The 26,974-nt window shown below is 49.9% G+C and carries 16 protein-coding genes, 2 tRNA genes, 2 rRNA genes and 1 riboswitch; of the genes, 13 read left to right on the forward strand and 7 right to left on the reverse strand.

Annotated elements, in window-relative coordinates; genetic code table 11:
* Positions 1 to 93: 93 nt before the first annotated feature.
* The 3 genes from CPY98_RS00555 to argE all read right to left on the reverse strand — a co-directional run bounded on the left by CPY98_RS00555 (position 94) and on the right by argE (position 6,218).
* Entirely contained in the window at positions 94 to 1,821 is a 1,728-nt protein-coding gene (locus tag CPY98_RS00555) for a phosphoethanolamine transferase CptA (RefSeq protein ID WP_025801462.1), read from the reverse strand.
* 342 nt (positions 1,822 to 2,163) lie between these two features.
* Complete coding sequence (ppc, locus tag CPY98_RS00560) at positions 2,164 to 4,800, reverse strand: phosphoenolpyruvate carboxylase (protein ID WP_043490132.1); 2,637 nt, start codon at positions 4,798 to 4,800, stop codon at positions 2,164 to 2,166.
* A 269-nt stretch (positions 4,801 to 5,069) separates the two neighbouring features.
* A complete protein-coding gene (argE, locus tag CPY98_RS00565; RefSeq protein WP_130934660.1) occupies positions 5,070 to 6,218 on the reverse strand; it encodes an acetylornithine deacetylase in 1,149 nt (382 codons plus the stop codon).
* Positions 6,219 to 6,385: 167 nt separating this feature from the next.
* On the opposite strand from argE, the gene argC reads away from it, so the two are divergent.
* The 4 genes from argC to argH all read left to right on the forward strand — a co-directional run bounded on the left by argC (position 6,386) and on the right by argH (position 11,017).
* Positions 6,386 to 7,396, forward strand: a complete 1,011-nt coding sequence (gene argC, locus CPY98_RS00570; protein ID WP_046449004.1) for an N-acetyl-gamma-glutamyl-phosphate reductase — start codon at positions 6,386 to 6,388, stop codon at positions 7,394 to 7,396.
* A 32-nt stretch (positions 7,397 to 7,428) separates the two neighbouring features.
* Complete coding sequence (gene argB / locus CPY98_RS00575) at positions 7,429 to 8,208, forward strand: acetylglutamate kinase (RefSeq protein ID WP_025801458.1); 780 nt, start codon at positions 7,429 to 7,431, stop codon at positions 8,206 to 8,208.
* 75 nt (positions 8,209 to 8,283) lie between these two features.
* A complete protein-coding gene (locus CPY98_RS00580; protein WP_043490141.1) occupies positions 8,284 to 9,498 on the forward strand; it encodes an argininosuccinate synthase in 1,215 nt (404 codons plus the stop codon).
* Between the two features lie 145 nt (positions 9,499 to 9,643).
* Positions 9,644 to 11,017, forward strand: coding sequence for an argininosuccinate lyase (gene argH / locus CPY98_RS00585; protein ID WP_043490142.1), 1,374 nt, complete (start codon positions 9,644 to 9,646; stop codon positions 11,015 to 11,017).
* A 61-nt stretch (positions 11,018 to 11,078) separates the two neighbouring features.
* Here argH and CPY98_RS00590 read toward each other — a convergent pair whose 3' ends face one another.
* Both CPY98_RS00590 and CPY98_RS00595 read right to left on the reverse strand, forming a co-directional pair.
* Entirely contained in the window at positions 11,079 to 12,527 is a 1,449-nt protein-coding gene (locus CPY98_RS00590; protein WP_096385946.1) for a dihydrolipoyl dehydrogenase, read from the reverse strand.
* A 90-nt stretch (positions 12,528 to 12,617) separates the two neighbouring features.
* Positions 12,618 to 13,352, reverse strand: coding sequence for a glutathione peroxidase (locus tag CPY98_RS00595; RefSeq protein ID WP_025801454.1), 735 nt, complete (start codon positions 13,350 to 13,352; stop codon positions 12,618 to 12,620).
* Between the two features lie 151 nt (positions 13,353 to 13,503).
* Here CPY98_RS00595 and oxyR point away from each other — a divergent pair, with 151 nt between their 5' ends.
* Positions 13,504 to 14,430: a DNA-binding transcriptional regulator OxyR gene (gene oxyR / locus CPY98_RS00600; protein WP_025801453.1), complete on the forward strand. Its 927-nt coding sequence runs from the start codon at positions 13,504 to 13,506 to the stop codon at positions 14,428 to 14,430.
* Here oxyR and sthA read toward each other — a convergent pair.
* Entirely contained in the window at positions 14,413 to 15,813 is a 1,401-nt protein-coding gene (gene sthA, locus CPY98_RS00605; RefSeq protein WP_025801452.1) for a Si-specific NAD(P)(+) transhydrogenase, read from the reverse strand. The two genes, oxyR and sthA, sit on opposite strands and share 18 nt — an antisense overlap.
* Positions 15,814 to 16,056: 243 nt before the next feature.
* Between sthA and fabR the strand changes: the two genes are divergently transcribed.
* Positions 16,057 to 16,719 (forward strand): HTH-type transcriptional repressor FabR, encoded by a 663-nt coding sequence (gene fabR / locus CPY98_RS00610; protein WP_025801451.1) that lies wholly within the window; start codon positions 16,057 to 16,059, stop codon positions 16,717 to 16,719.
* 21 nt (positions 16,720 to 16,740) lie between these two features.
* Complete coding sequence (locus tag CPY98_RS00615) at positions 16,741 to 17,130, forward strand: YijD family membrane protein (protein WP_025801450.1); 390 nt, start codon at positions 16,741 to 16,743, stop codon at positions 17,128 to 17,130.
* A 77-nt stretch (positions 17,131 to 17,207) separates the two neighbouring features.
* On the opposite strand, the gene trmA is transcribed toward CPY98_RS00615, so the two are convergent.
* On the reverse strand, positions 17,208 to 18,311 hold the full coding sequence (gene trmA / locus CPY98_RS00620) for a tRNA (uridine(54)-C5)-methyltransferase TrmA (protein ID WP_046449002.1): 1,104 nt from the start codon (positions 18,309 to 18,311) through the stop codon (positions 17,208 to 17,210).
* Between the two features lie 118 nt (positions 18,312 to 18,429).
* Positions 18,430 to 18,637: riboswitch (cobalamin riboswitch) on the forward strand.
* 64 nt (positions 18,638 to 18,701) lie between these two features.
* Here trmA and btuB point away from each other — a divergent pair.
* The 6 genes from btuB to CPY98_RS00650 all read left to right on the forward strand — a co-directional run bounded on the left by btuB (position 18,702) and on the right by CPY98_RS00650 (position 26,896).
* Positions 18,702 to 20,606 carry a TonB-dependent vitamin B12 receptor BtuB gene (gene btuB, locus CPY98_RS00625; protein ID WP_096385949.1) on the forward strand — a complete coding sequence of 635 codons (1,905 nt, stop codon included), beginning with the start codon at positions 18,702 to 18,704 and terminating at the stop codon, positions 20,604 to 20,606.
* The gene (gene murI / locus CPY98_RS00630) at positions 20,551 to 21,411 is read left to right on the forward strand and encodes a glutamate racemase (RefSeq protein WP_043490155.1); all 861 of its coding nucleotides are present in this window, start codon (positions 20,551 to 20,553) and stop codon (positions 21,409 to 21,411) included. The genes btuB and murI overlap by 56 nt, the downstream gene beginning before the upstream one ends.
* 426 nt (positions 21,412 to 21,837) lie before the next feature.
* Positions 21,838 to 23,380, forward strand: a 16S ribosomal RNA gene (locus tag CPY98_RS00635).
* A gap of 73 nt (positions 23,381 to 23,453) precedes the next feature.
* A tRNA-Ile gene (locus tag CPY98_RS00640) sits at positions 23,454 to 23,530 on the forward strand.
* 131 nt (positions 23,531 to 23,661) lie between these two features.
* Positions 23,662 to 23,737: transfer RNA gene (locus tag CPY98_RS00645), tRNA-Ala, on the forward strand.
* Positions 23,738 to 23,987: 250 nt separating this feature from the next.
* Positions 23,988 to 26,896 (forward strand): 23S ribosomal RNA (locus CPY98_RS00650).
* The 16S and 23S rRNA genes sit together here with 2 tRNA genes alongside, the layout of an rRNA operon.
* Positions 26,897 to 26,974: the final 78 nt, after the last annotated feature.

Genomic DNA, 26,974 nt, shown 5'->3' on the forward strand with positions numbered 1-26,974 from the left:
GGTGCCTTTTTTGTTGCCTAAAATTCAGTGAAATAGGCGTACAAATAAAAAAGCCTCTTCGAGAAGAGGCTTTTTACTTTTAGTGATGACCTACTACTGATTACCTACCTGATCGCCATACGGCAATTTGTCGTAATCGTGCAGACCTTTCTTCGCATACGGGTTGCCGATCCAACGTGTTGTTTCCACAAAGTTTGGACTCACCAAACTTCTCTCTGGATTAAACAGGTCGTATTTCAAACCAGCCATGTCAGACCATGTATGAATCAGCTCTGAGCTGCTGTATTTACGATTGGTCATGGAAGTAAAGTCACGCGGGTGCGCTTGCTGCCAGCTTGGTGATGTCCACAGAATGAACGGGATGCTGTACATATGGCGCGTTGGTGCCGCCTCGTTACGTCCCTGAATGTTGTGTGGAGGTGTGTCATACACTTCTTCACCGTGGTCAGAGAAATACAGCAGGAAACCGTTCGGGTTCGTTGCGGAGTAATCTTTGATCAGGCTAGAAACCACGAAGTCGTTGTACAGGTTAGCGTTGTCATACTCGTTATAAGAGTCAATCTGATCTTGGCTTAAACCTGGAGGCACGCCTTCGGCGTTATTAAACTTATCAAATCCTTCTGGGTAGCGGAATTTGTAGTTAATGTGCGTACCCAGCAGATGTACCACGATAAATTTCTTCGGTGCAGGATCGGCCATCACTTCTTTAAATGGCTTCAGCACGTCGCCGTCGTACTGACGAGCGCTCTGTGTACGCTGTTGGTTCAGGTAATACTGCTTATCTGTCTGCTGGGAGAACAGGGTTAGCATGGTATTACGCTTGGTCATGGTTTGCTGGTTAGTGATCCAGAAGGTTTTGTAACCCGCCTGCTTCATCATGTTCATCAATGAAGGTTGGGTGAGATACAGATCTGGATTCTTCTCGTTAGCGAACGTCAGAGCCTGCTGCAAGATCTCGATGGTGTAAGGACGGGATGTAACCACGTCGTTGAACACGGTCAGGTTCTTGTCAGTTTTATGGATTTCATCCAACTGCGGCGTGGTCTCACGCGGATACCCGTACAGGCTCATATGGCCGCGTTGAGTTGATTCGCCAATCACCAGAACCAGAGTACGCGGTGCGTTACCGCTGGTATCGGTAAGGTTTGCAAGCGGAGGCAACGCGCTGTTTTCTTTCATCAGCGCCTGTAGGCTTGCAAGCTGGTTACGATATTCGAAATAGCCGGTGATCATTTGCCATGGAGCCGCGGGCTCCATACGTGACGTTAGACTCGGTAAGGAATCTACAAACGAACGTTTCTTAATCACCATGTTATAGGCCAGCGGATTAACGATCAGGCCATAGAAGATCGCGGCTGGAATAACATAACGCCAGAATGATGGGATATATACTGGGCGTACGCGAGTCCATAAGAACGCGCAAACAACGGTATAAGCCAGCAATAGAAGAGCGAGATGAAGGCTGAAATATTGACTGAAGTACTCTCCGGCTTCGCTGGTATTCGATTCAAACATCACAAACAGGACGCTTTGGGAGAACTCTTGTCCATAGATGATGTAATAACCCAAAGAACACAGCGATGCTGCCCATAAAATAATGCCAATAACCGCAGCAATAATGCGGGTTTTATTTGGGAATAAAAATACGGGAATTAGCCAAAGGGAACTGTACAGCAATGAATCGCGAATGCCGTTGGAGCCACTGTATCCCGTTACGAGGATAACAGCCTGAAGAACGGTAGAGAAAAACCAAAAGAACAGGAGAAGCCAGAATAACGCTTTCCAGCTGAATGCCTTATCTGCGTTTGGAGATGAAATCATATTATTTCAGCCTATCAGAGAATATCACCGCGGGGATGTTAGTCATCTAACCTTAAAGGAACCTTAGTTTTTATTAACGGATTAAGTAAACCGCAATAAACATGTGTCTCGGAATTAATGAACAACGAGTAAGCGCTGCAATAAAGCCGAACGATACTAGCAATATTATTTTTTCGTAACAATAGATGCTAATTTTTAATAAAAGTTCGTGATGTATTGTGATTTTTCATTGAAGGAAAGTATTACGTACAGTTGTTTGGCGAAGGCTTGAGAGATCTGAGGGGGGCGCTAGAAGAAAAACGCGCTACCTAAAGAGATAGCGCGTCTATTGTCAGGGAGAGATTAGCCTGTATTGCGCATACCGGCTGCAACGCCTGCGATGGTGACCATCAGCGCTTGTTCAACGTTAGCATCCGGCTCCGGCAACGAGCGTGAACGGTGCAGCAATTCAGCCTGCAGTACGTTTAAAGGATCGGTATACACATTGCGCAGCGCGATAGACTCTGCGATCCATGGCAGATCCTCCATCAAGTGATCGTCATTGGCGATAGTGAGTACCACTTTGATATCTTTCGAGAGCTGATCGCGCAGCTGTTTGCCTAGCGGCCACAGTTTTTCGTCAACCAAGCGCTGATCGTAATATTCAGCCAGCCATAAATCTGACTTCGCAAACACCATTTCTAGCATGCCAATGCGGGTTGAGAAGAACGGCCAGTCGCGGCACATGGTTTCCAGCGTTGACTGTTTTCCTTCATCGACGGCGGCCTGTAGCGCAGCACCGGCACCCAGCCACGCTGGCAACATTAAGCGGTTTTGCGTCCAAGCGAAGATCCATGGGATGGCGCGCAGGCTTTCTACGCCGCCGTTTGGTTTACGTTTGGCAGGGCGAGAGCCTAAAGGCAGTTTGCCAAGCTCAAGCTCAGGCGTGGCAGAGCGGAAGTAAGGCACGAAGTCCTTATTTTCACGTACATAGCCACGATACATATCGCAGGAAACGTCTGACAACTCATCCATTAAATCGCGCCATTCCTGCTTTGGTGCCGGCGGTGGCAACAGATTCGCTTCCAGAATCGCGTTGGTATACAGCGATAGGCTGCTGATGGTGACCTGTGGTAAACCGAGTTTGAAGCGGATCATCTCGCCTTGCTCGGTGACACGCAGACCGCCTTTCAAGCTGCCCGGCGGTTGTGAAAGCAGAGCCGCATGAGCCGGTGCACCACCGCGACCGATTGAACCACCGCGACCGTGGAACAGGGTCAATGCCACGCCCGCTTTTTCGCACACGTTAACCAAGGCTTCTTGAGCACGATATTGCGCCCATGATGCTGCCATCACGCCTGCATCTTTTGCTGAGTCAGAGTAGCCAATCATCACCATCTGCTTACCCTGAATAAAGCCGCGATACCAATCGATGCTCAACAGCTGAGTCATCACGTCTTCGGCATTATTTAAGTCATCCAGAGTTTCAAACAGCGGAGCAACAGGTAACGCGTAAGGGCAGCCCGCTTCTTTCAATAGCAGATGAACAGCGAGAACGTCGGAAGGGGTGCGCGCCATCGAAATCACATAGGCGGCGATGGAGCCCTGAGGTGCCTCCGCGATCACGCGGCAGGTATCAAAGACTTCTTTAGTTTCAGCGCTTGGCTCCCATTGGCGTGGAACCAGTGGGCGTTTAGAGTTGAGTTCACGCACCAAGAAGGCCTGTTTGTCAGCTTCTGACCAGCTTTCATAGTCGCCTAGGCCTAAATAACGGGTGAGCTCAGCTAAGGCTTCAGAGTGGCGAGTGCTTTCTTGACGAACATCCATGCGCACGAGCGGCACGCCGAAGCAGTGAACGCGGCGCAACGTGTCCAGCAACTGGCCATTGGCGATAATACCCATGCCGCAGGCTTTGAGCGATTGGTAACAGGCGTACAACGGTTCCCAAAGCTGCTCGTTTTTCACCAGCAGATTGTCTGGGCGCGTCGCGCGTTCGCCTTTGATTTTCGCGGCCAGATAAACCTGAGTTTCAGTTAGCTGCGTGCGCAGTTTTTTCATCAGCTCACGGTATGGCTCTTGAACCTCATCACCCCCAGCCAGAGCGCGCAGTTCTGGCGTGCATTCTGTCATCGACAGTTCAGAAACCAGCACGGCGATATCACGCAGGAACAGGTCTGTGGCTTTCCAACGGCTTAACAGTAAAGCATGGCGCGTGATGTCTGCGGTCACGTTCGGATTACCGTCACGGTCGCCGCCCATCCATGCGGTGAAACGCACGGGCACAGCTTCAACCGGTAGTTGGTAACCCAATGAGTTTTCTAGCTGTTCGTTAAACTCGCGTAAGAATGCAGGAACCCCTTCCCACAGGCTGTTTTCCACCACGGCATATCCCCATTTAGCTTCATCAATTGGGGATGGGCGATTTTTACGAATTTCATCGGTATGCCATGATTGAGCAACCAGCTGGCGCAGACGACGCATGATTTGATTGCGTTCGTAGTCGGCTAAATCGCTGTGATCGAGCTGGCTAAGGCAGTTGTTAACCTCAACCAGTTTATGAATCAGGGTACGGCGGGTGATTTCAGTAGGATGAGCGGTGAGGACTAACTCAATGGAGAGGTCGTCTACGGCTTTTTTGATCTGCTCATCGCTGAGATTGTTGTTTTTCAAACGGGTGAAAAGTTGAGCCATCACTTCAGGGTTACTTGCCGCTTCGCCATGAGGGGAAATGCTGTGATATTGCTCGGCGGTATTTGTCAGACTCAGGAATTGGCTAAAGGCGCGGGCAACCGGCAACAGCTCATCATTCGACAAGTTTTGTAGCGTCGTTAACAGTTCCTGACGGCTTGCATCGTTACCCGCACGTGAGGATTTTGATAATTTACGGATAGTCTCAACGCGGTCTAGGATATTCTCGCCCAGCGCTTCTTTGATGGTGTCGCCGAGCAGCTTCCCTAGCATACTGACGTTACTTCGCATTGCCGAATATTGTTCGTTCATAAGACCCCTGACCCCTCCAATATGTAAATTTCTTTCACCCGAAAGGCGTAGACCGCCTCTTTTATAAAGCCACGTTCCATTGTCTACGTCAATTGTCACAATTTATTGCTAAACGACATGAATTTGGTGATTTAACTGAAATTTAATTACACGGTGACGGGAATTAACGTTTCTAATAACAGTTACGTTGCAAACGGCGGCGATAGGGTGATATCACCGCCGTTTTCACTGCGAATAATTCATTAAAGCGCGGATCGGTAATTCATCGATTATCTACAAAAATGTCTAACCACTTGGCCGATCAAATCACGCGTGGGCTGGATGAACGACGTTGCTAAGTACTCATCGGGCTGGTGGGCTTGATCGATTGAGCCGGGCCCTAAGACTAGTGTAGGACAAACTTCCTGAATAAATGGCGCTTCGGTGCAATAGTTCACCACTTCCGCACGCTCGCCTAATAATCCCTCGATAACCTGCACCAGCGGGGCATGGACAGGGCATTCGTATCCTGGGATCGGCACATGCAGGTGTTCAATGGTTAAACGGCCCGGCCATTTTTCACTGACTGGAGCAAGTGCCTGATTGAGTAACTCGTCAATATCGTTAAGCGTCATGCCCGGTAACGGACGAATATCCATATGCAATTCGCAGCAGGCGCAGATTCGGTTAGGGGCATCGCCGCCGTGAATATGACCAAGGTTCATGGTTGGATATGGAATGGTAAAAGCATCGTGGTGGAAGCGATCTTTTAGCGTGTTACGCAGCGTCAGCAGATGGCCGATGGAATCATGCATCAGTTCGATTGCGTTTACGCCGCGCGAGGGATCGCTGGAGTGGCCGGATTGTCCTGTGATGCGGATCGCTTCTGATAAGTGTCCTTTGTGCGCACGCACGGGTTTGAGTGAGGTTGGCTCACCGATGATGGCGCAATCGGGGCGAAGGTGCGTCGTTGCGGCGAAATAACGCGCCCCAGCCATGGTGGTTTCTTCATCGGCGGTAGCCAAAATATAAAGTGGCTTGCTGAGCTGGCTCAAATCCACATCGCGCAGCGTATCCAGAATAAAAGCGAAAAAGCCTTTCATGTCTGCGGTGCCGAGTCCGTAAAGCTTATTGTCGTGCTCGGTAAGCGTGAAAGGATCGCGCGTCCAGCGCCCATCATCAAACGGCACGGTATCCGTATGGCCCGCCAGCATCAGCCCGCCACTTCCCTCGCCATAACTGGCGAGGAGATTAAATTTGTTACGCGTATGTGGCACGGCCTGCACTTCAACCCGAAAACCAAGATCGCTAAACCAGCCTGCGAGTAAGTTGATTAATGTTTCATTGCTTTGATCGAGCGCGCTGTCCGTTGCACTAATGGATGGAGTGGCGATCAGGGCACGGTACAGCTCAATAAATGGCGGTAATTTCATATTCACTGTTGACAGCCTTTCGTTAGGATAGTATCAATATTCATGCATTATTTATGAATAAAAATACAATAAGCGCTCGCCGAATGAAACCGTAAAAGTTATGATGAGCAGCGCCAAATGTAATTTTTCCGATCAACAATCTTTCATAAAAACTAAGAAGGTGGAATCGATACATGTCTACGTTAAACGGGTTAATTGTAGGAGCCAGCGGTTATACCGGCGCGGAACTCGCCGCTTATCTGCAGCGCCATCCTCATATGAACATAACCGGTTTAACGGTTTCAGCGCAAAGTGCAGATGCGGGAAAATTGCTTTCTGATTTGCATCCTCAGTTGAAAGGCATTGTTGATTTACCGTTATTGCCGATGAGCGATGTGGCGGCAATGGCAAAAGATGTTGATGTGGTTTTTCTTGCTACGGCGCATGAAGTTAGTCATGACCTAGCCCCTCAGTTTTTGCAGATGGGCTGCGTGGTGTTTGATCTTTCCGGTGCTTATCGGGTGAATCAGGCCAGTTTTTACCAAGATTATTATGGATTTACTCACCAGCATGCCGACTGGCTCGACAAAGCGGTTTACGGATTGGCGGAGTGGCGTGCTGAAGATATTAAACAGGCTCAACTGGTGGCCGTTCCCGGCTGCTATCCCACCGCGTCACAGCTGGCATTAAAGCCGCTGATTGATGCGGGTCTGCTCGATTTAAACCAATGGCCGGTTATCAACGCCGTTAGCGGTGTCAGTGGTGCAGGGCGTAAAGCCAGTATGACGACCAGTTTTTGCGAAGTGAGTTTGCAGCCTTATGGCATTTTTACACATCGCCATCAGCCTGAAATTGCGACCCATTTAGGAACGCCGGTGATTTTCACTCCGCACTTAGGCAATTTCCCTCGCGGTATTTTGGCCACGATTACCTGCAAATTAACCGCGGGTGTAACGGCTGAGCAGGTCGGCGCTACTTATCAGCAGGCCTATGCAGAAAAACCGTTGGTTCGCGTCTATGACAAAGGCGTTCCGGCGATAAAAAACGTGGCGGGAACGCCGTTCTGCGACATCGGCTTTGCGCTGCAGGGTGAGCATCTGATTATTGTGTCTGCCGAAGATAACTTACTGAAAGGCGCGGCGGCGCAGGCGGTGCAATGCATGAATATTCGCTTTGGATTTAATGAAACCCAATCATTGCTGTAACGACCAAACGTTAACTTTAAAAAGAGACTGCTATGAATAATCCATTAATCATCAAGTTAGGTGGCGTACTGCTCGATAGTGAAGAGGCGATGCAACGTTTGTTTCAGGCTTTAGTTGCTTACCGCCAAAGCCATCAGCGACCACTGGTGATTGTTCATGGCGGTGGCTGTTTAGTGGATGATTTGATGAAACAGCTCAATTTGCCGGTAGTGAAGAAGAACGGACTGCGCGTCACGCCAGCCGATCAGATCGGCATTATCACCGGTGCGCTCGCCGGTACGGCAAACAAAACGCTGCTGGCCTGTGCCAAGAAACACAAAATTGCAGCGGTAGGTTTGTCATTGGGCGATGGCGATATGGTTGAAGTGAGCCAGTTGTCAGAAGAACTCGGTCATGTGGGCAAAGCGAAAGCGGGTTCACCTGCGCTGGTCACGACGCTGTTAGCAACGGGCTATCTGCCGATTATCAGTTCGGTTGGGATCACCGCGGAAGGCGAATTGATGAATGTGAATGCCGATCAGGCTGCTACCGCATTGGCGGCAACCTTAGGCGCGGATTTGATTTTGCTGTCAGACGTTAGCGGTATTCTGGATGGCAAAGGGCAGCGTATAGAAGAAATGACGGCTGCCAAAGCAGAGCAACTGATCGTTCAAGGCATTATTACCGATGGAATGATTGTAAAAGTAAACGCTGCGCTTGATGCCGCTCGGTCTCTGGGAAGGCCGGTTGATATTGCAAGCTGGCGCCATGCCGAGAAACTTCCGGCATTGTTTAACGGCGTGCCGGTAGGCACCAGAATTCTCGCGAATTAATTACCCGTCAATTTAGGGTAATAACGACCTAATCTAACTAAATAATTTTAAGTTATTGAGATAAAGGAAAAGACTATGGCAACGCAAGGCATCAGCAAAATCGTTCTGGCTTACTCTGGCGGCTTGGATACGTCGGCAATCATTCCTTGGCTGAAAGAAAACTACGGCGACTGTGAGGTTATTGCATTCGTGGCAGATATTGGACAAGAGCGTGAAGACTTGGTTGGCGTGGAAGAAAAAGCGCTGCGCTCTGGTGCTTCAGCCTGTTATATCGCCGATCTGCGTGAAGAATTCATTAAAGATTATGTTTACCCTGTGCTGAAAACCGGTGCGCTGTACGAAGGAACCTATTTGCTGGGAACCTCAATGGCGCGTCCACTGATTGCCAAAGCGCAGGTTGAACTCGCCCTGAAACTCGGTGCGGATGCGCTATGCCACGGTGCAACCGGTAAAGGTAACGATCAGGTTCGTTTCGAAACCACCTATACCGCGTTGGCTCCACAACTGAAAGTTGTTGCTCCTTGGCGTGAGTGGGATTTACGTTCGCGTGAGGCGCTGCTGGACTATCTGAAAGTGCGCGATATCCCAACCACGGCATCGTTGGAAAAAATCTACAGCCGTGATGCCAATGCTTGGCATATTTCCACCGAGGGCGGCGTGCTTGAAAGCCCATGGAATGCCTCGAACCAAGATTGCTGGGTCTGGACCAATTCCCCGGAAGATGCACCAAATGAGTCTGAATTAGTGACCGTTGGTGTTGAAAACGGCGAAGTAGTGGCGGTTAACGGCAAAAAAATGAGCCCGTTTGCCTGCTTAGAAGCGCTGAACGTGTTGGGTGCAAAACACGGTGTGGGCCGTATTGATATCGTGGAAAACCGTCTGGTAGGGATCAAATCCCGTGGCTGCTACGAAACCCCAGGGGGCACCATTATGATGGCGGCTCTGCGCGGCGTAGAGCAGTTGGTTCTGGATCGTGATTGCTTTAAATGGCGTGAGCAGCTTGGTCAGGAAATGTCCTATGTTGTATACGATGGCCGCTGGTTTGCGCCGCTGCGTGAGTCCATTCAGGCAGCCGCTGATTCCATCGCCAAAGATGTTAATGGCGAAGTCGTGATTAAGTTGTATAAAGGACAGGCAACGGCGATCCAGAAAAAATCTGGCAACAGCCTGTATAACGAAGAGTTTGCTACCTTCGGCGAAGATGACGTTTACGATCACAGCCATGCGGGCGGCTTTATTCGCTTGTTCTCGTTGTCATCACGTATTCGTGCGCTGAACGAGAAGAAATAATAGCAGGCCTTCCCCCTCCCAACCTCCCCCTTCACAGGGGGAGGAGCCGATCGAGCAACGATTGCGGACAGCTCCCTCCCCTGTGAAGGGGAGGGTTGGGGTGGGGTAATAATGAGTAGAACACTAAAATTTAACGGAGCATCACATGGCACTATGGGGCGGGCGGTTCAGTCAGGCGGCAGACCAGCGGTTTAAGCAATTTAATGACTCACTGCGGTTTGATTACCGATTGGCTGAGCAGGATATTACCGGCTCGGTGGCATGGTCGAAGGCGCTGGTTACCGTGAATGTTTTAACGGTTGAAGAACAGCAGAAGCTGGAAAACGCGTTGGGTGTTTTGCTTGAAGAGGTTCAGGCAAACCCTGAGGCGATTTTGGCCAGCGATGCAGAAGATATTCACAGCTGGGTTGAGACGCAGCTGATTAATAAAGTCGGTGATTTAGGTAAAAAACTACACACGGGGCGTAGCCGTAACGATCAGGTTGCTACGGATCTGAAACTCTGGTGCAAGAATGAGATCGGTGAGTTGTTACTGGCTGTTCAGCAGTTGCAGCAGGCGCTGGTGGTAACGGCTGAAGCTAATCAGGACGCGGTGATGCCGGGTTATACCCATCTTCAACGCGCTCAACCGGTGACTTTTGCACACTGGTGCTTGGCGTATGCTGAAATGTTGGCGCGTGATGAAAGCCGTTTGCACGATACGTTGAAGCGTTTGGATGTCAGTCCGCTTGGGTGTGGGGCTTTGGCGGGCACGGCTTATCCAATCGATCGTGAACAGCTGGCGGAATGGCTAGGTTTTGCCAGCGCAACGCGCAACAGTTTGGATAGCGTTTCTGACCGCGACCACGTGCTGGAACTGCTTTCTAATGCGTCCATTGGTATGGTGCATTTGTCGCGCTTTGCGGAAGATCTGATCTTCTTCAACAGCGGTGAAGCGAACTTTGTAGAGTTATCCGATCGTGTGACTTCTGGCTCATCGTTGATGCCACAGAAGAAAAATCCCGATGCATTAGAACTGATTCGCGGTAAATGTGGTCGTGTGCAGGGCGCGTTGACCGGCATGATGATGACGTTGAAAGGCCTACCGTTGGCCTACAACAAAGATATGCAAGAAGATAAAGAAGGCCTATTCGACGCACTGGATACGTGGATGGACTGCCTGCATATGGCGGCGCTGGTGCTGGATGGTATTCAGGTGAAGCGCCCTCGTTGCCAAGAGGCGGCAGAACAGGGATATGCTAACGCAACAGAATTAGCCGATTACCTCGTCGCGAAAGGTGTTCCGTTCCGTGAAGCCCACCATATTGTGGGTGAAGCTGTGGTGGGAGCGATTAAGCAGGGTAAAGCGTTGGAAGCATTGAGCCTCAGCGAACTGCAAAAATTCAGCAGCGTGATTGGCGATGACGTTTATCCTATTTTGTCACTGCAATCTTGCCTAGATAAACGCAGCGCCAAAGGTGGCGTTTCTCCGCATCAGGTCGCTCAGGCGATTGCCGAGGCAAAGCAGCGCCTGCTTTAGTTGAGTTGTTGTATCAATGAAAAACCGGGCAATGCCCGGTTTTTTAGCGAAATTTGCGACGTTATTCACCCGGACAGCGCATACAGCGCTCGGTCTCGCTGCCGCCGATGCGCAGCTTACTTTGTAAATCACGCAATGCGGTTCGCAGGCCTTCTTCTATTACAGGATGATAGAACGGCATATCCAGCATTTGATCGACGGTCATACCTTGTTGATGCGCCCATGCGAGCAGATGTGCAATGTGTTCAACTTCTGGCCCCATCATTTCAGCACCAAGGAATTTGCCCGTTCCTTGTTCGCCATAAACATGCAGTAAGCCTTTGTTACGCAGCATGACGCGAGAACGTCCTTGGTTTTCGAAAGAGACTTCGCCAACCTCAAAGCAGCCACAGGCACCATATTTTTGGCTGAGTTCACGATAGGTTGAACCGACCATGGCGATTTGTGGATCGGAGAACACTACCGAAATTGAACTGCGGCGTAATCCCGGCTTCACTTCTGGGAAGCTACCCGCATTATCACCGGCAATTCGAGCCTGATCGCTGGCTTCGTGTAACAGCGGTAGCTGATTGCTTGCATCACCGGCGATAAAAATATGCGGCACGCTGGTTTGCATGGTCAGTCGATCGGCGACCGGAACGCCGCGTGCATCAAGCTCAAGCGACGTATTTTCGATGGCGAGATTATCAACGTTTGGACGACGACCTGTGGCCGCCAGCACGTAGTCCACCATGATTTCCTGTGGCTTACCGTCTAAATCCTGATAGCGAATAAATACGCGATCGCCTTCGCGTTGCATGATCTCGACTTTCACATCGGGATCGAGATAAAACTCTTCGCCTAAAGCGCGGCGAGCATAATCGCGTACATCGCTGTCCGTGAGAGGGCCTACGGCACCACCGACGCCAAAGACTTTAACTTTCACGCCGAGACGATGAAGTGCTTGGCCGATCTCTAAACCGATAACGCCGGGGCCAAATACCGCAACAGATTCAGGCAGATCGTCCCAGTTAAATACATCATCATTGATAATCAAGCGATCGCCGAGATCGTTCCACGGTGCCGGCCATGTTGGGCGAGAACCGGTGGCGATAACGATGCGTTTTGCCACGATGCGGGTGTGATCGTCAACTTGTAGGGTATTGTCATCGATAAAACGGGCGTAACCGAGAATTTTGTCGTTGTCAGGAATACTGGTGACGCCTTCCATCACAAAACCCACGAAGCGGTCGCGTTCGCGTTTAACGCGAGCCATGACTTCGCGGCCATCAATTTTTATTTCACCCTGAGGGTGAATGCCAAAACCGGGAGCGCGCTCGATTTGATGCACGGCTTCTGCCGCGGCAATGAGTAATTTGGAAGGCATACAGCCAACGCGAGCACAGGTTGTGCCAAATGGGCCACCCTCGATCATGACAACGCTTGGCGTAGAGAGTTTTGCTGCGCGATAGGCACCTAGACCTGCTGTACCGCCGCCGATAACGGCCACGTCAACATTGAGTTCTTTCATGAAGCTATCTCCTGAAATCGGAAAAAAAGGCGGGACGAGCCCGCCAAAATGTTGGCTTACTTTTTTATAATAACGACTACTTGCAGGTGATTATGCCTGTTGCAGGTAAACTTCTAAGTCATCGCTGCCACCGATATGCTGTCCACCGATGTAAACCTGTGGAACAGTCGCTCGGCCAGTTACAGCGCGCAGGCTCACGGTGGTTGCGTCTTTACCCAGCACGATCTCTTCATACTGGATGCCGCGGTCTTGCAGCATTTGTTTGGCTTTAGCGCAGTATGGGCAACCTGGTTTGGTAAACAGGGAAACCGAAGCCTGCACCTTGAAGTCGGGTGCTAAATATTTCAGCATGGTATCTGCATCAGATACTTCAAACGGGTCGCCTGGCTTGTTAGGTTCAACAAACATTTTTTCAACCACGCCGTTACGGACCAGCATGGAATAGCGCCATGAGCGTGGGCCAAAGCCGAGATCGGCTTTTTCGACCAGCATGTTCATGCCTTTGGTAAATTCACCGTTGCCGTCTGGAACGAAAGTGATGTGCTCTGCTTTCTGGTCAGCTTTCCATGCATTCATTACGAAGGTGTCGTTAACGGAAACGCACAGAATGCTGTCGACGCCTTTTTCATGGAACACGGGAGCCAGCTCGTTATAACGCGGCAGATGGCTTGATGAACAGGTTGGGGTGAATGCACCCGGCAGAGAAAACACGATAACGGTTTTGTCTTTGAACAGGTCATCGGTAGTCACGTCAATCCACTGGTCGCCCTGACGGGTGTGGAAAGTTACCTGTGGAATTTTCTTACCTTCTTGGCTAGTAAACATGGATTAACCCTTTAATTATTAGATTAAAAATTACTGGTGTTGGCGTGTCGCCGTTCGTTGATGGACATTATTCACACTTAGGCTTGATAGTTCTAATCGTTCATTGCTATCTTATTTATCGCCATGAGCTATCATGGCTCGGAGGATAAATATGAATATTCGAGATTTAGAATACCTAGTGGCGCTGTCTGAACATCGCCATTTTCGTCGCGCTGCCGACTCATGCCACGTCAGCCAACCAACGCTGAGTGGTCAAATCCGTAAGCTGGAAGATGAGTTGGGTGTGATGCTTCTGGAGCGTACCAGCCGTAAGGTACTGTTCACCCAAGCAGGATTATTACTTGTCGATCAGGCACGTACGGTTCTGCGTGAGGTTAAAGTACTTAAAGAGATGGCTAGCCAGCAGGGTGAGGCGATGTCCGGCCCACTGCACATCGGCTTAATCCCAACGGTTGCGCCTTATTTACTGCCACAGATTATTCCAACGCTGCACAAGACTTTCCCTAAGCTGGAAATGTATTTGCATGAAGCACAGACCCACCAACTGTTAGCGCAGCTTGATAGCGGCAAATTGGATTGTGCGATTCTGGCATTGGTCAAAGAAACCGAGGCATTTATTGAAGTGCCATTGTTTGATGAGCCTATGAAGCTGGCGGTGTATAACGGCCATCCTCTGGCAGACAAAGATAAAATTGCGATGTCTGAGCTGGCCGGCGAGCATTTGTTAATGCTGGAAGACGGGCATTGTCTGCGCGATCAGGCGATGGGATTCTGTTTCCAAGCAGGGGCAGATGAAGATACGCATTTCCGTGCAACCAGCTTAGAAACGCTGCGCAACATGGTTGCTGCGGGAAGCGGTATTACTTTGCTGCCAGCATTAGCGGTTCCACCTGAACGTGAACGCGATGGCATTTGCTATCTGCAATGCTATAAGCCTGAACCGAAGCGAACTATCGCATTAGTTTATCGCCCAGGTTCTCCGCTGCGCGCGCGCTATGAACAGCTCGCGGAAGCAATCCGCGAGCATATGCAGGGCGTCATGGCGCAACAGTGCAACGCTTTAAAACAGGCGGTTTAGCCCGTTTAACGCAGCCACACGATAGGCCTCAGCCATGGTTGGATAGTTGAAGGTGGTATTAACGAAATACTCGATGGTATTACCTTCTCCTTTCTGTTCCATGATTGCTTGGCCGATATGAATGATCTCCGCCGCACGTTCGCCAAAGCAGTGGATCCCTAGGATCTGTTTGGTTTCGCGATGGAATAAGATCTTCAAACTTCCCACGCTCATGCCTGCGATTTGTGCGCGCGCCAGATGTTTAAACTGTGCACGGCCCACCTCATATGGCACCTTCATTGCTGTCAGTTCCTGCTCGGTTTTACCTACGGAGCTGATTTCAGGAATGGTGTAAATACCGGTAGGAATATCTTCGACCAGATGTACGTTAGCTTCGCCTTGCATAATGGCCTGAGCAGCAATACGTCCTTGATCGTAAGCCGCGGAGGCTAAACTTGGATAGCCAATGACGTCACCCACGGCGTAGATATGTGAAATGGCCGTTTGGTACATGCTATTGACCTTCAGAAGGCCACGTCCATCGGCTTCAAGCCCGACATTTTCCAGTTTCAGCGCATCGGTATTCCCTGTACGGCCATTGGCGTACAGCAGGCAATCGGCTTTCACTTTTTTACCGGATTTGAGATGCATGATGACGCCATCTTCAACGCCTTCAATCTGCTCGAACTCTTCGTTGTGGCGGATAACAACGCCGTTATTCCAGAAGTGGTAAGAGAGCGCATCTGACATTTCTTGATCGAGAAATGCGAGCAAGCGATCGCGGGTATTCACTAAGTCCACTTTTACGCTCAATCCACGGAAAATCGACGCATATTCGCAGCCGATAACGCCAGCACCATAAATGATGATGTGCTGCGGTTCGTGGTTAAGTTGCAGAATGGAGTCGCTGTCGTAAATGCGCGGATGCTTGAAATCGACGCCAGACGGATGATACGGGCGTGAACCACAGGCGATAATGATGTTATCGGCGGTTAAGGTATCGCGTGTGCCGTCTGGGTAGCTAACGCTGAGGGTGTTAGCATCGATAAACTCGGCGTCACCGGAGAATAATTGGCAATGGTTACGCTCGTAGAATCCCTGACGCATGCGGGTTTGCTGATTAATAACGCTATCGGCATGACGCAAAATATCAGGGAATGTCGATTTAAGAATTCGGGAGTTGTCGCTGTAGAGAGGATTTTGGTTAAATTCAATTATGCGGCTAACGGCGTGGCGAAGTGCTTTCGAAGGGATGGTGCCCCAATGGGTACATCCGCCACCAACGCTAAAATGCCGTTCTATAACGGCAACCCGCGCGCCCTGTTTTACCAGACCCATGGCGGCGCCTTCACCACCGGGACCTGAGCCAATCACTATGGCATCAAAAGAATAGTGCTGTTGCATGTAGGGTAGGCCTTTCTTATACAAAAATACAACGTTACCTTAACATAATAACCGTGCATCCCCAATCATCCCTACGCTTTTCGTGGCAATTCGCACCCTGTTTTTGTCATCCTAGCTATACATGTCACAGGTCATAGAAGCGTGGTTGGGGTAAAGTTTGATATAGTGGCGCTGAACTACCGCGCCAGAATCAAAAAAAGCCGACGGTGGAATAAAGAAACTTACATTTAACCGGATATTAATATGGGTGTCAGAGCGCAACAAAAAGAACGAACTCGTCGTTCACTGATCGAGGCGGCGTTCAATCAGCTAAGCGCTGAGCGGAGCTTTGCGAGTTTGAGCCTGCGTGAAGTATCCCGTGAAGCTGGTATTGCCCCAACCTCTTTCTATCGCCATTTTCGTGATGTAGATGAGCTAGGGTTAACGATGGTGGATGAAAGTGGGCTGATGCTGCGTCAGTTAATGCGTCAGGCTCGTCAACGTATTGCCAAAGGTGGCAGCGTTATCCGCACATCTGTAGCAACTTTTATGGAATTTATCGGCAATAATCCGAATGCTTTTCGCCTGCTTTTACGGGAACGTTCCGGTACTTCCGCCGCGTTCCGTGCGGCGGTGCAGCGTGAGGTTCAGCACTTTATTGCGGAACTTGCCGATTACCTTGAAATTGAAAATCACATGCCGCGCAGTTTTACTGAAGCACAGGCTGAGGCGATGGTGACTATCGTATTTAGCGCGGGTGCCGAAGCGTTAGATATTGATATGGAACACCGTCGTTTGTTGGAAGAACGTCTTGTTTTGCAGTTGCGGATGATTTCCAAGGGCGCTTATTATTGGTACCGTCGTGAGCAGGAGAAGGCACACATCGCGCATATGCATGAAAACGCAGAGCAGCAGGCTCAGGAATAAATTTAAAGCATAGGGTTGGTCATGATTAAAAGTCGTTTGGATGTGGGAACATTGGTTCTGTCATTGGTTGCCGGGCTTTCTATCAGCGGATCTTTTGCCGCACTGTTTAGCTCAGCCGTATCATTTTCGGTATTTCCTCTGCTGGCTCTGATTTTATCAGTGTATTGCCTGCATCAGCGCTACCTGAACTGTTCTATGCCTGAAGGTATGCCGGTGCTTTCCTCTTCGTGTTTTCTGCTTGGTTTGCTGATGTATAGCGCTATTGTTCGCGTTGAGTATCCAGAAATTGGTTCTAACTTTATGCCAACCCTCCTGTGTATTGTGTTGGTTTTCTGGATTGCCTACCGTATCAAGGCGTTTAAGAAGAACGCTGAGGTTGATAGCGGAAAAGACTTCCACGATCCTGAGTGATTGAGCCGAGCTGATAGACAATACAAATAGAAAAGGCAGCCATTGGCTGCCTTTTTGCGTTTTAATCTGAATCGTTTTTAATCACGTTTTTCCAGCAACACGCCGCATTCCATATGATGGGTATACGGGAACTGGTCGAACAGCGCCAAACGTGTGACCCGATGTGTTTCGTTCAGCGTCTCCAAGTTTGCGCAGAGCGTTTCAGGGTTGCATGAGATATAGAGGATCCGCGGATACGCCTGAACCATGCGCAATGTGTCGTCATCTAAGCCGCTACGCGGCGGATCGACGAAAATGGTTTCGCACTGATAACCTTTGAGATCGATACCTTCCAAACGTTTGAACTCGCGCACGCCGTTCATCGCCTGAGTAAAATCTTCTGCCGCCATGCGAATGATTTGTACATTCTCGATGTGGTTGGCGGCAATATTAAACTGCGCAGCGGCAACGGAAGGTTTAGCAATTTCTGTCGCGAGCACGCGGTTAAAGTTACGCGCAAGTGCCAAGGAGAAGTTGCCGTTGCCGCAGTACAACTCTAGCAGATCGCCTGTGGAATCCTGTGTAACGTCAAGCGCCCACTCAAGCATCTTAATGTTTACGGCCGCGTTAGGCTGAGTAAAGCTGTTTTCAACCTGACGATAGATCATGTCACGGCCAGCAACAGGTAGGCATTCATCAACATAGTCGTGATCGAAACAGATTTTTGTTTTGGTTGCTCGGCCAATAAGCTGCAGGTCAAAACCTTGTGCACGCAGGCGATCGCGAAGTGCTTCAGCCTCCACTTTCCATTCATCATCCAGCTTGCGGTGATAAAGAAGAGAAACCACCACTTTATTGTTCATGGTCGACAGATAGTCAATTTGGAACAATTTAAAGCGCAGAACGTGGTTTGGCTTTAGCTCATCCATCATGACGCTCATCAACCGGTTAATCAGCTCGCTCGCGGCAGGAAACTGATCGACGCGGATGCGTTGTTTGGTCTGCTGATCGAACATGATGTGGTAGAGATCGTCTTCATCATGCCAAACGCGGAATTCAGCGCGCATGCGGTAGTGGCTAGCTGGCGAGCGAAATGCCTCAATTTCCGGTGCTGCAAACGGGGTCATCATGTTGGCCAGTCGGGTAACTTTTTCCGTGAGTTGGGCATCATAGTGATCGGTTGGCAGCGTGTTCGGTGTCATGGCAATTCTCGTTAGCATAATAATAGAGGGGCGATTGTAGGCGATGGAATGATGATGTCCAGCTTTGTGACTTATTCTACATCCGAATCATAGAAGTCTAGACTTCTGAATACGTTTTCACTTAGCATGGCGGCCCGGTCTCCAGTGGAGAGTGAAAAGGGAATCCGGTGTGAATCCGGAGCTGACGCGCAGCGGTATGGGGAAGTCACGGCGATATATTGACACTGTCATTGTAGATGGGAAGTCATCGCCCGGTGTGCATACAACAATGAATGTTGGTGCACAAATCCTAAGCCCGAAGACCTGCCGGTACACGTCGCTTTACGTGGTTTTCGCGAATTAACGCCACGGCTCGCGGCATCCTGCCAATTCAGTTTGGATGCTCTTATTATGACTATAAAAAAAAATGCGCTGATGGCGGCTTTGTCTGTCACGGCTTTCTCTGGCTGGGCGCAAGATTCTAACGAAACACCTTCATCATCATCCGCAAATACTAACGACGATGTCATCGTCACCGCCTCGCGTTTTCCTCAACCGGTCTCCACCGTGCTCGCGCCTACGGATATTGTTACTCGAGATGATATCGATCGCTGGCAGGCCAAAACGCTCAATGACGTAATGCGGCGTTTACCCGGCGTCGATATCGCCCAAAATGGTGGCATGGGGCAGAGTGCATCGATGTATATCCGCGGGACCAGCGCAAGCCAAGTTCTCGTGCTGGTGGATGGCATTCCTGTTGCTCGTCCTGGGATCTCGAATACGGCCGATTTCAATCAAATTCCAATTTCACTGGTTCAACGCGTTGAATATATTCGAGGCCCACGTTCTGCCGTGTATGGCTCGGGGGCGATGGGGGGCGTTATCAACGTGATTACGCAAACCGATAAGGAAGGCGCGCAGATCACTGCAGGCGTCGGCTCCAAAGGATTCCAGCAGTACGATGGAAGCGTGCGTCAGAAAATTAGTGATAACACTAAAGTGACGTTGGCGGGGTCGTATGAGAGCACTAAAGGATTTAACGTGCAGCCGGGTTCAACGTACGAACCCGATCATGATGATGATGGCTATCGCACCAAGACTTTCTGGGGCGGTATAGACCACCAGTTTAACAACGAGTTTTCTGGCTTTGCTCGTGGTTATGGGTATACCAACAACAGCGACTATGACCTTGGCAGTCCTCCATATAGCCCAGCTTATAGCGCAAATGAAAGTGAAACCTACAATCACACTTACGATATGGGTCTACGCTATTTGTCTGGTGCTTATTCATCCCAACTAACGGGCAGCTATCAAAAAGTAAAAGCTTATAACTACAGTAGCGAGTACGGGCGTTATCACGAGGGCACTACGCTGGATGATATGGACCAGCGCAATATTCAATGGGGTAATACCTATAGCCTAGAGCATGGTCAGATTAGTGCGGGTGTAGATTGGCAGCAGCAGCGTCTGAGATCTTCTGATACCAGTCTGTCAGATTCTTATAAACGTGATAACTCCGGTTTATATGTAAGTGGTCAGCAAAAACTGGGTGATGTGACGTTGGAGGCCTCTGGTCGCGAAGATAAGGATGAGCAGTTCGGCTGGCACGGTACTTGGCAAACGGCGGCAGGCTGGGAGTTTACGCCGGGCTATCGAGCCACGTTATCTTATGGCACCGGATTCTTGGCTCCGTCATTGGGACAGCAATTTGGTTCAACGCGTTTCGGCATTGATTCCAATCCTAATTTAAAACCTGAAGAGTCGAAGCAGTGGGAAGCGGGTTTAGAGGGATTGACTGGACCACTTGATTGGCGTCTGTCTGCGTATCATTACAAAATTGAAAATCTGATTACCTATTATTCCGATCCTGTCACCTATGCGGGTAGCTATGACAACATCGATTCTGCCACTATTAAAGGCGTCGAGTGGACGGGCAGCATTGATACAGGGATCTTCACGCATCAGGTCACCTTGCAGTATTTAGATCCGCGTAATGATAAAAATGATGAAGTACTAGCGCGTCGTGCCAAACGGCAGGCTAAATATCAGCTCGACTGGACCATGTTTAATGTCGATATGGATGTCTCGTATCAATATTATGGCCGTCGTTACGATAACAACACGTCTAAATACAACAATACGCAGCAGGTATTGCCAAGCTACAGCACCGTCGATATTTCAGCCTCTTATCCGGTTACATCTCATCTAACAGTTCGTGGTAGAATCGCCAACCTGTTAGATAAAGATTATGAAACAGCTTATGGCTACCAAACCGCAGGGAGAGAATATTATCTCTCCGGTAGCTACACCTTCTAATGATGTAGCGACTTCTAAACCCACTGCGCTGGTTTTTGACTCCGGCGTGGGTGGGTTATCTGTATATCAAGAGATCCGTGATTTGCTTCCGGATCTCCACTATATATATGCATTCGACAATCAGGGATTCCCCTATGGGGAAAAAGACGAAGCGTTTATTATCGACCGCGTTGTTAAAACCGTTGCCGAAGTGCAAAAGCGTCATCCTCTCTCTATTGTTATCATCGCCTGTAATACCGCAAGCACCATCACGCTCCCTGCATTACGCGAACGCTTCAATTGCCCTATCGTTGGGGTTGTGCCCGCGATAAAACCAGCGGCAAAGTTGACGCGCAACGGCATTGTTGGTTTGCTAGCGACGAGAGCGACTGTGCAGCGTTCATATACTCACGACCTGATTGCGCGTTTTGCGAAAGACTGCAGCATCAAAATGCTGGGCTCTGCTGAGCTGGTGGAATTGGCTGAAGCTAAACTGCATGGCGAAGAGATTGATCATACGGTGCTAAAGAAGATACTACGCCCGTGGCTGTCGATGGCAGAACCGCCAGATACGGTGGTTCTGGGATGTACGCATTTTCCTTTGCTGCGCGAAGAGCTGGCAGCGGTATTACCCGCTGGGACTCGTTTAGTTGATTCGGGTGCCGCAATAGCCCGTCGTGTCGCTTGGCTGATTGCTAATCAGGAAAACGTGCTGAGCGCTGAAAATGATTTGGCTTATGCAACAGAAACAAATAGCGATACCGACGCACTTTTACCTGTATTGCATCGTTTAGGCTTCTCAGAACTACGCGAATTGAGCATTTAATCCTCAAACATGTGGTTTTTGGTGAAAACTTGCGCGGTTGAAAAGTTTTTTTAAATTAGGGGTTGTCAGCCGTTCAGAAGTCCCTATAATGCGCCACCACTGACTGGGAACAACGACGCAAGCGTCGCTCGGTGAGGAAGAGAAAAGCACCGCAGTAATGCGAATTTCTGAAAAGAAAAAAGCTTGACTCTTCAGGAGGAAAGCGTAATATGCACCTCCCGAGTTGCTGGAACGAATGTTCGCAATTCGCTGCTCTTTAACAATTTATCAGACAATCTGTGTGGGCACTCACAAGACAATATCTAACGTCCTCGGACGATAAAATATTAAAGTCTTGAAGAGTGACCAAGCAGTAATTCATTTAGTGAATTATTACGAAAGTTAATTTTTGAGCATCGCTTCACTTGTTGAAGCAAATCAAGCTTTTAATTGAAGAGTTTGATCATGGCTCAGATTGAACGCTGGCGGCAGGCCTAACACATGCAAGTCGAGCGGTAGCACAAGAGAGCTTGCTCTCTGGGTGACGAGCGGCGGACGGGTGAGTAATGTCTGGGAAACTGCCTGATGGAGGGGGATAACTACTGGAAACGGTAGCTAATACCGCATGATGTCTTCGGACCAAAGTGGGGGACCTTCGGGCCTCACGCCATCAGATGTGCCCAGATGGGATTAGCTAGTAGGTGGGGTAATGGCTCACCTAGGCGACGATCTCTAGCTGGTCTGAGAGGATGACCAGCCACACTGGAACTGAGACACGGTCCAGACTCCTACGGGAGGCAGCAGTGGGGAATATTGCACAATGGGCGCAAGCCTGATGCAGCCATGCCGCGTGTATGAAGAAGGCCTTCGGGTTGTAAAGTACTTTCAGCGAGGAGGAAGGCATTGTGGTTAATAACCGCAGTGATTGACGTTACTCGCAGAAGAAGCACCGGCTAACTCCGTGCCAGCAGCCGCGGTAATACGGAGGGTGCAAGCGTTAATCGGAATTACTGGGCGTAAAGCGCACGCAGGCGGTTGATTAAGTCAGATGTGAAATCCCCGAGCTTAACTTGGGAACTGCATTTGAAACTGGTCAGCTAGAGTCTTGTAGAGGGGGGTAGAATTCCAGGTGTAGCGGTGAAATGCGTAGAGATCTGGAGGAATACCGGTGGCGAAGGCGGCCCCCTGGACAAAGACTGACGCTCAGGTGCGAAAGCGTGGGGAGCAAACAGGATTAGATACCCTGGTAGTCCACGCTGTAAACGATGTCGACTTGGAGGTTGTGCCCTTGAGGCGTGGCTTCCGGAGCTAACGCGTTAAGTCGACCGCCTGGGGAGTACGGCCGCAAGGTTAAAACTCAAATGAATTGACGGGGGCCCGCACAAGCGGTGGAGCATGTGGTTTAATTCGATGCAACGCGAAGAACCTTACCTACTCTTGACATCCAGAGAATTTGCTAGAGATAGCTTAGTGCCTTCGGGAACTCTGAGACAGGTGCTGCATGGCTGTCGTCAGCTCGTGTTGTGAAATGTTGGGTTAAGTCCCGCAACGAGCGCAACCCTTATCCTTTGTTGCCAGCACGTAATGGTGGGAACTCAAAGGAGACTGCCGGTGATAAACCGGAGGAAGGTGGGGATGACGTCAAGTCATCATGGCCCTTACGAGTAGGGCTACACACGTGCTACAATGGCATATACAAAGAGAAGCGAACTCGCGAGAGCAAGCGGACCTCATAAAGTATGTCGTAGTCCGGATTGGAGTCTGCAACTCGACTCCATGAAGTCGGAATCGCTAGTAATCGTAGATCAGAATGCTACGGTGAATACGTTCCCGGGCCTTGTACACACCGCCCGTCACACCATGGGAGTGGGTTGCAAAAGAAGTAGGTAGCTTAACCTTCGGGAGGGCGCTTACCACTTTGTGATTCATGACTGGGGTGAAGTCGTAACAAGGTAACCGTAGGGGAACCTGCGGTTGGATCACCTCCTTACCTAAAGATAGCGTTAAGTGCAGTGTCCACACAGATTGTCTGATGAAGAATAACGAGCAGAATACCTTTATATAGGCTTGTAGCTCAGGTGGTTAGAGCGCACCCCTGATAAGGGTGAGGTCGGTGGTTCAAGTCCACTCAGGCCTACCAAATTCTTACTCATACTGCGTTGTCGTCACGCATCGTTTGCAATAGCAAACTTCGCATGACTCCGACTTGTCTGAGAAAGAATTAAACTCTTCTATGAGTGGTAATGTATAAAGGTAAACTGTTGACTGTATGGGGTTATAGCTCAGCTGGGAGAGCGCCTGCCTTGCACGCAGGAGGTCTGCGGTTCGATCCCGCATAGCTCCACCATTACTTTTGTTTGCGATAAATAATAAGTATTCAGTCTCAAAAACATACTTCAGAGTGTATTGGAAACAGTATGCTGCGAAGTATTTTGCTCTTTAACAATCTGGAACAAGCTGAAATTTGAAAGCTTAAGCAACTGTGAGACACACTGACACAGTTTGCATTAAGCAGTCTCTCAATTTTTTGCAATCTTGAATGCTGTCTTGAACCGGTTCGTAACCGCGTTCACTAAAGAGACACCTTCGGGTTGTGAGGTTAAGTGACTAAGCGTACACGGTGGATGCCTAGGCAGTCAGAGGCGATGAAGGACGTGCTAATCTGCGATAAGCGTCGGCAAGCTGATATGAAGCGTTATAGCCGACGATTTCCGAATGGGGAAACCCAGTGCAATTCGTTGCACTATCGTTAAGTGAATACATAGCTTAACGAAGCGAACCAGGGGAACTGAAACATCTAAGTACCCTGAGGAAAAGAAATCAACCGAGATTCCCCTAGTAGCGGCGAGCGAACGGGGAGCAGCCCAGAACCTTAATCAGCGTATGTGTCAGAGGAACGGTCTGGAAAGTCCGGCGATACAGGGTGATAGCCCCGTACTTGAAAATGCATACGTTGTGAGTTCGATGAGTAGGGCGGGACACGTGACATCCTGTCTGAATATGGGGGGACCATCCTCCAAGGCTAAATACTCCTGACTGACCGATAGTGAACCAGTACCGTGAGGGAAAGGCGAAAAGAACCCCGGCGAGGGGAGTGAAATAGAACCTGAAACCGTGTACGTACAAGCAGTGGGAGCCTCTTTTATGGGGTGACTGCGTACCTTTTGTATAATGGGTCAGCGACTTATATTTTGTAGCAAGGTTAACCGAATAGGGGAGCCGTAGGGAAACCGAGTCTTAACTGGGCGTCAAGTTGCAAGGTATAGACCCGAAACCCGGTGATCTAGCCATGGGCAGGTTGAAGGTTGGGTAACACTAACTGGAGGACCGAACCGACTAATGTTGAAAAATTAGCGGATGACTTGTGGCTGGGGGTGAAAGGCCAATCAAACCGGGAGATAGCTGGTTCTCCCCGAAAGCTATTTAGGTAGCGCCTCGTGAACTCATCTTCGGGGGTAGAGCACTGTTTCGACTAGGGGGTCATCCCGACTTACCAACTCGATGCAAACTACGAATACCGAAGAATGTTATCACGGGAGACACACGGCGGGTGCTAACGTCCGTCGTGAAGAGGGAAACAACCCAGACCGCCAGCTAAGGTCCCAAAGTCATAGTTAAGTGGGAAACGATGTGGGAAGGCATAGACAGCCAGGATGTTGGCTTAGAAGCAGCCATCATTTAAAGAAAGCGTAATAGCTCACTGGTCGAGTCGGCCTGCGCGGAAGATGTAACGGGGCTAAACTATGCACCGAAGCTGCGGCAGCGACACTTAGGTGTTGTTGGGTAGGGGAGCGTTCTGTAAGCCGTTGAAGGTGGCTCGTGAGGGTTGCTGGAGGTATCAGAAGTGCGAATGCTGACATAAGTAACGATAAAGCGGGTGAAAAACCCGCTCGCCGGAAGACCAAGGGTTCCTGTCCAACGTTAATCGGGGCAGGGTGAGTCGACCCCTAAGGCGAGGCCGAAAGGCGTAGTCGATGGGAAACAGGTTAATATTCCTGTACTCGGTGTTACTGCGAAGGGGGGACGGAGAAGGCTAGGCTATCCGGGCGACGGTTGTCCCGGTTTAAGCGTGTAGGGGGAAAGCGTTGGTAAATCCGCGCTTTTATTAACCCTGAGGCGTGATGACGAGTCACTACGGTGATGAAGTAGTTGATGCCAAGCTTCCAGGAAAAGCCTCTAAGCTCTAGGTAACATTGAATCGTACCCCAAACCGACACAGGTGGTCAGGTAGAGAATACCAAGGCGCTTGAGAGAACTCGGGTGAAGGAACTAGGCAAAATGGTGCCGTAACTTCGGGAGAAGGCACGCTGGCGCGTAGGTGAAGTCCCTTGCGGATGGAGCTGAAGCCAGTCGAAGATACCAGCTGGCTGCAACTGTTTAATAAAAACACAGCACTGTGCAAACACGAAAGTGGACGTATACGGTGTGACGCCTGCCCGGTGCTGGAAGGTTAATTGATGGGGTCAGCCGCAAGGCGAAGCTCTTGATCGAAGCCCCAGTAAACGGCGGCCGTAACTATAACGGTCCTAAGGTAGCGAAATTCCTTGTCGGGTAAGTTCCGACCTGCACGAATGGCGTAATGATGGCCAGGCTGTCTCCACCCGAGACTCAGTGAAATTGAACTCGCTGTGAAGATGCAGTGTACCCGCGGCAAGACGGAAAGACCCCGTGAACCTTTACTATAGCTTGACACTGAACATTGAGCCTTGATGTGTAGGATAGGTGGGAGGCTTTGAAGCGTGGACGCCAGTCTGCGTGGAGCCAACCTTGAAATACCACCCTTTAATGTTTGATGTTCTAACTCCGGTCCCTAATCGGGATTGAGGACAGTGTCTGGTGGGTAGTTTGACTGGGGCGGTCTCCTCCTAAAGAGTAACGGAGGAGCACGAAGGTTAGCTAATCACGGTCGGACATCGTGAGGTTAGTGCAATGGCATAAGCTAGCTTGACTGCGAGAGTGACGGCTCGAGCAGGTACGAAAGTAGGTCATAGTGATCCGGTGGTTCTGAATGGAAGGGCCATCGCTCAACGGATAAAAGGTACTCCGGGGATAACAGGCTGATACCGCCCAAGAGTTCATATCGACGGCGGTGTTTGGCACCTCGATGTCGGCTCATCACATCCTGGGGCTGAAGTAGGTCCCAAGGGTATGGCTGTTCGCCATTTAAAGTGGTACGCGAGCTGGGTTTAGAACGTCGTGAGACAGTTCGGTCCCTATCTGCCGTGGGCGTTGGAAGATTGAGAGGGGCTGCTCCTAGTACGAGAGGACCGGAGTGGACGCATCACTGGTGTTCGGGTTGTCATGCCAATGGCATTGCCCGGTAGCTAAATGCGGAAAAGATAAGCGCTGAAAGCATCTAAGCGCGAAACTTGCCTCGAGATGAGTCTTCCCTGAGACCTTGAGTCTCCTAAAGGAACGTTTAAGACTAAGACGTTGATAGGCTGGGTGTGTAAGCGTAGCGATACGTTGAGCTAACCAGTACTAATGATCCGTGAGGCTTAACCTTACAACACCGAAGGTGTTTTAAGACGCAGAGACGCGAAAACACAAAGAGTAAGCTTGTTGAACAGATTGGATTGACTGG

The sequence above is a fragment of the Hafnia sp. CBA7124 genome, from assembly GCF_002355555.1.
Lineage (GTDB): Bacteria > Pseudomonadota > Gammaproteobacteria > Enterobacterales > Enterobacteriaceae > Hafnia > Hafnia alvei.

Excerpts from the sequence above, each read along its gene's own strand:
- CPY98_RS00555 (WP_025801462.1), bottom strand. The coding sequence starts at position 1,821 with ATGATTTCATCTCCAAACGCAGATAAGGCATTCAGCTGGAAAGCGTTA.
- ppc (WP_043490132.1), bottom strand. The coding sequence starts at position 4,800 with ATGAACGAACAATATTCGGCAATGCGAAGTAACGTCAGTATGCTAGGG.
- argC (WP_046449004.1), top strand. The coding sequence starts at position 6,386 with ATGTCTACGTTAAACGGGTTAATTGTAGGAGCCAGCGGTTATACCGGC.
- argB (WP_025801458.1), top strand. The coding sequence starts at position 7,429 with ATGAATAATCCATTAATCATCAAGTTAGGTGGCGTACTGCTCGATAGT.
- CPY98_RS00580 (WP_043490141.1), top strand. The coding sequence starts at position 8,284 with ATGGCAACGCAAGGCATCAGCAAAATCGTTCTGGCTTACTCTGGCGGC.
- argH (WP_043490142.1), top strand. The coding sequence starts at position 9,644 with ATGGCACTATGGGGCGGGCGGTTCAGTCAGGCGGCAGACCAGCGGTTT.
- CPY98_RS00590 (WP_096385946.1), bottom strand. The coding sequence starts at position 12,527 with ATGAAAGAACTCAATGTTGACGTGGCCGTTATCGGCGGCGGTACAGCA.
- CPY98_RS00595 (WP_025801454.1), bottom strand. The coding sequence starts at position 13,352 with ATGTTTACTAGCCAAGAAGGTAAGAAAATTCCACAGGTAACTTTCCAC.
- oxyR (WP_025801453.1), top strand. The coding sequence starts at position 13,504 with ATGAATATTCGAGATTTAGAATACCTAGTGGCGCTGTCTGAACATCGC.
- sthA (WP_025801452.1), bottom strand. The coding sequence starts at position 15,813 with ATGCAACAGCACTATTCTTTTGATGCCATAGTGATTGGCTCAGGTCCC.
- fabR (WP_025801451.1), top strand. The coding sequence starts at position 16,057 with ATGGGTGTCAGAGCGCAACAAAAAGAACGAACTCGTCGTTCACTGATC.
- CPY98_RS00615 (WP_025801450.1), top strand. The coding sequence starts at position 16,741 with ATGATTAAAAGTCGTTTGGATGTGGGAACATTGGTTCTGTCATTGGTT.
- trmA (WP_046449002.1), bottom strand. The coding sequence starts at position 18,311 with ATGACACCGAACACGCTGCCAACCGATCACTATGATGCCCAACTCACG.
- btuB (WP_096385949.1), top strand. The coding sequence starts at position 18,702 with ATGACTATAAAAAAAAATGCGCTGATGGCGGCTTTGTCTGTCACGGCT.
- murI (WP_043490155.1), top strand. The coding sequence starts at position 20,551 with ATGGCTACCAAACCGCAGGGAGAGAATATTATCTCTCCGGTAGCTACA.